3 protein-coding genes are annotated in these 4,427 nt (G+C 61.9%); 2 read left to right on the top strand and 1 reads right to left on the bottom strand.

From position 1 onward, the window contains the following. Positions 1 to 823, top strand: an 823-nt coding sequence (tnpC, locus tag M529_RS28885; protein WP_021316726.1) for an IS66 family transposase, incomplete at its 5' end; no start/stop codon positions are given. 40 nt (positions 824 to 863) lie between these two features. Continuing rightward, a complete protein-coding gene (locus tag M529_RS28880) occupies positions 864 to 1,442 on the top strand; it encodes a DUF4142 domain-containing protein (RefSeq protein WP_020817916.1) in 579 nt (192 codons plus the stop codon). Here the strand turns inward: M529_RS28880 and M529_RS28875 are convergent. Continuing rightward, positions 1,420 to 4,377 (bottom strand): Tn3 family transposase, encoded by a 2,958-nt coding sequence (locus tag M529_RS28875; RefSeq protein ID WP_031294302.1) that lies wholly within the window; start codon positions 4,375 to 4,377, stop codon positions 1,420 to 1,422. The genes M529_RS28880 and M529_RS28875 overlap by 23 nt on opposite strands. Positions 4,378 to 4,427: the final 50 nt, after the last annotated feature.

Below are 4,427 nucleotides of genomic sequence, written 5' to 3'. Positions count from 1 at the left end.
AAATCCGTCATCGTTCCGTCCGTCCAATCTCCGCCAAGCATGCTCAAGCTTCACGATTTTTGCAACAGAGCCCTTCTGGGCACTGGCGCGTGATGACCGGCCCTGGGGCGGTGAGGATCCGCCCGGTGTTGCCTTCACCTATGCGCCGGGGCGATCGGGCCGATATGCTGATGACATCCTCAGCGGCTTTACCGGCATCCTGCAGGTCGATGGCTATGCGGGTTACAATCGATTGTTGAAGCGCAGCGAGCAACCGATCCAGCTCGCCTATTGCTGGGCCCATGCGCGGCGCAAGCTCTATGAGGTTGCGCAAAATGCAACCGCGCCGATTGCCGAGGAAGGGCTCCGCCGCATTGCGGCCCTCTATCAAATTGAAAAGGACATCGCAGGCTTGAGCGTTGAGGCCCGTCTGGCAGCACGACAGGCTCGATCAAAACCACTGATCGCCGACATGGAAACATGGCTCGCCCATCACCGTGCCCGCGTCTCATCCAAGGCGCCGCTTGGTGAGGCGCTCAAATATATTACCAAATACTGGGACGGGCTCTGCATGTTCCTGACCGACGGGCGCGTCGAGATGGACAACAACAGCGTCGAGCGCAGCATCCGGCCAATAGCCATCAATCGGAAGAACGCACTTTTTGCAGGACACGACGCCGGAGCAGAAAACTGGGCGACCATCGCATCACTCGTTGAGACCTGCAAACTCAACGACGTCGATCCACAGGCCTGGCTCACTGACGTCCTCATCAGGATCGTCAATGGCCACAAGCAAAGCATGATCAACGACCTGCTCCCTTGGAATTATCCCGTCAAGGTGTGACCGAAACATCGCTTACCTTACAAAATCAATTCTGTTTGCTGTGATCGCCTTGATTGTTCATGCGATCGCGCCGATTGCCATGGCGGAACAATCGAAAGAGAAACCGCAGATCTCTCAAACGGAGATCTTCGCCATCTACGATCAGGTGAACGGTTTCGACATTGAAACAGCCGCTCTCGGCGCCGTTAAAGGTCAGGACACCCAAGTGCGCGAGCTCGCTGTGATGGTTCTGCGCGATCATTCCGCTGTTCGTCAGTGGGCGCGAGACATCGCTGCCGCCGAAGGCGCCGAATACAAAGTGGACGCTAAGAGCGAGGGCGCCGTCGGCCATAATGAGGCCATGGCGAAGCTAAAGTCTCTTTCCGGCACAGAGTTCGATCAAGCCTATCTCGCTCATGAGCGGGTATTTCATACAAACGCAATCGCGGCGATCAGAACGGCACTGCTTCCGGCATCGACAAGTGAGACGTTCAAGGCACATTTGGAGGCTGTGTTGCCCGGCTTTGAACATCATCTGGCGGAGACCATTCGAGTTGAAAGGGGTGACTACACGAAAGTGACGTATCTGCACGGAAAGGGCGAACGGATAGCGAACGTCACGCGGCAAGTAGGGAGTTGACGGCGCGCAGCGGTCGCAAGGCGTCCGGATCGGGTTGATCTTCAACATTCCAGCTATAGTCACCGGTCAGCGAGATATGCTCCCAGCCCAATGGCGCGATGTGGCGTGCGATTTCGTCGGCTGTGCCGATGTCCGCCAGCGCCATTTCGAGATAGCGAGTGTTCCACAAGATGATGGCGGCGACGAGCAGGTTGAGGCCGGAGGCGCGATAGGTCTGGTTCTCGAACCGACGATCGCGCAGTTCGCCGAGCTGGTTGAAGAAGAGCGCGCGGGCGAGCGCGTTGCGGGCTTCGCCTTTGTTGAGGCCCGCCTGGGTGCGCCGGCGCAGGTCGATGTCGCGCAGCCAGTCGAGCATGAAAATGGAGCGTTCGAGGCGGCCCAGCTCGCGTAGTGCGAGGGCCAGTCCGTTCTGTCGCGGATAGGCGGACAAGCGGCGCAGCATTGCCGAAGCAGTGACGGTGCCGGTGCGGATCGACGTGGCGAACCGCAGCAGTTCGTCCCAATGCGCCGCGACATGACCCAATGCGATCGGTTCGGCCGTCATGCCGGCAAGCAAGGGGCCGGATTCTTGGCCGGGAAGGAGGTGTAAACGACGCTCCTTGATGTCGCGCAGGCGCGGCGCGAAGCGGTAGCCGAAGAAGGGCATGAGGCCGAACACATGGTCCGATGCCCCGCCCGTATCGGTGTAGTGCTCCTCGATCGTCAGGCCGGTCTGGTGATACAGCAAGCCATCCAGCACATAGGGCGCTTCGCCAGCGGTCGCCGCGATCACCCGACTTGCGAAGGGGTCATATCGATCCGAGACATGGGTGTAGAAGGCAACGCCTGGTTCGTTGCCGCTGCGCGCGTTGATGTCGCCGATCGCGGCCCCACGGCCCCCGGCATGAAATTGCTGTCCGTCGCTCGACGAAGTGGTGCCGTCTCCCCACAGCGCGGCGAGCGGCATGGCGCGATGGGCGTCGATCAGCCTTCCCAACGCTTCGCCATAGGCGGCTTCGCTGATGTGCCAGTCGTGAAGATGGGCGAGCTGACGCAGACTTGCGCCCCGGCAGGTTTCCGCCATGCGTGTGAGGCCGAGATTGATGCCATCGGCGAGGATGACCGTGAGCAGCGCATTGCGATCGTCGGCTTCCCGGCCCGAACGACGATGGATGAAGCATTCGCTGAACCCGGTCCAGGCATCGACCTCCAGCAGAAGATCGGTGATCTTCACGCGCGGCAGTCGATCATAGGCGGCGCGACGGGCAATCTCGGTGGCGGGCGGTGTTGCCGCCTTCAGCGGCGAGATGATGAGACCGTTTTCGTCAAGCTTAACCTGGGGCAGCTCCCCTTGCCGTGCAAGGACCGTTACCTGCTTGATCGCCGTGTCGAGCCTGGTGCGCCGTTCCTCGATATGGCGCTCGAAATCCGTTTCGATGGCGAGCGGCAACGGCCCCTTCTCGCGCAGCGCCGCAAAGGTCGCCGGCGGTATGAGATAGCTGTCGAAATCGCGAAACTGCCGGCTTCCCGCGACCCATATATCCCCGGCTCGCAACCGCTCGCGTAGTTGCGACAAGGCGCATAGTTCATAAGCGGCACGATCAACGATGCCATCCCGCAGGACGAACGGGCGCCATGCGGGCGGCACAAAGCGTAGCGGCACGCGATCAGGCAAGCGCCGTTTGCCGGTCCGATATAGCTCCGCGCTGATGGCCAGCGCTGACAGGAGCCCCTGAACCGCGCCGGCGCCGCGAAACTCGAAGGCGTTGAGAAAAGCGCCGACAAAGAGCTTCACCGTCCGATGCCGCTCGATCAATTCGGCGGTGCGATCGACGGTTTCCGGTCGCCCGAGCACTTCGGCCTGCTCGACGGCCACGGCGAAGTGCTGCCAGTCCAGCGCCTCGATCTGCGCCAGAGAATCCACGCCCTTGCTGCGCGCGTCGATGAGGAGGCGGCAAGACCCCGTGAGCGTCCGGAGGTGGCCTTGCAACTCGCGCACCGTCTTGAGGGCTTTGTCGCGGGTCCGGTTCTCGGCGCGGCGCGCCATGCTGCCCAACAGCTTGTCGAACATCGTCAGGGTGGCGTCGGTCAGGCTTTCCTCAAGCCGGATGCCGGTTGCCGCCAGCGTCGCATGGCGGCGCAGGGCATTGAGTTCGCCAAGGTGCTGGGGTGTGATGCGGCTGCCTTCGTCCGCCAGCCTGTCAAAAGTCAAAGCCGGGATCATGTCGGCACGGGCGCGATCGAGGCCCAGCGCGCGGATATAGGCGAGCCGTTCGATCAGGCGCAGGATGTTGCGCGCTGCCGGCGATTGTGGCGCATTGCGCATCCAGGATAGCCATGTCGCGACCTGCCCCGGTCGTCGGGCCAGCAAATCGTCCAGGCCCTGAAGGGTGTCAGGCAGCAGGCCATTCGTGAGCACTTCATAGGTAAGCTGTTCGGCTTGCTGGCGCGCCCGCCGCAGCACCGCTTCGAGAATCGACGGAGAAGGCAGGAGGATCTGCAGGCGCCGGAGTTCATCGACGATGACGTCTGCCATCTGGCCGGGGTGTATGATGGTCTGCGCGATTGGGACCGAGAAGGCGACAACTTCACGGAAAGCGTTGCGGTCAAAAATCCTGAACCCGTGCGATCGTCGGATTTCGACGAGATGCTCGCGACGGGTCTGGTCCCGATGGGCATAATCCGCGAAGGCTGCCGGCGCGACGCCGAGTTGCTGCGCCACATAGGCGAGCACAGGAGCGGGCGGGACTTCGCCCGCTTCCAGCGCACGGCCAGGCCATCTCATATATAGCATGAGCATCGCATAGCCGAGCCGGGTGGCATCGCCGCGACGGCGGCCGACAATTTCCAGGTCGTCGCTGGTCAGCGTATAATGACGCGCGATCTCGCGCTCATCGAGCGGCGCGCCATAATGCCTCGCCCAGATTTCCAGGCTCACCAGTCGCCGTCTCGCCAAGCATCATCTCCTTCGCTTTGCGTGTCCGTCAGACGGTCCTCTGGCGGCCA

The organism is Sphingobium ummariense RL-3, assembly GCF_000447205.1.
In the GTDB taxonomy this organism is placed as follows: domain Bacteria; phylum Pseudomonadota; class Alphaproteobacteria; order Sphingomonadales; family Sphingomonadaceae; genus Sphingobium; species Sphingobium ummariense.
Note: the sequence above shows the minus strand (reverse complement) of the source record. Positions and strands in the feature narration are given on the sequence as shown.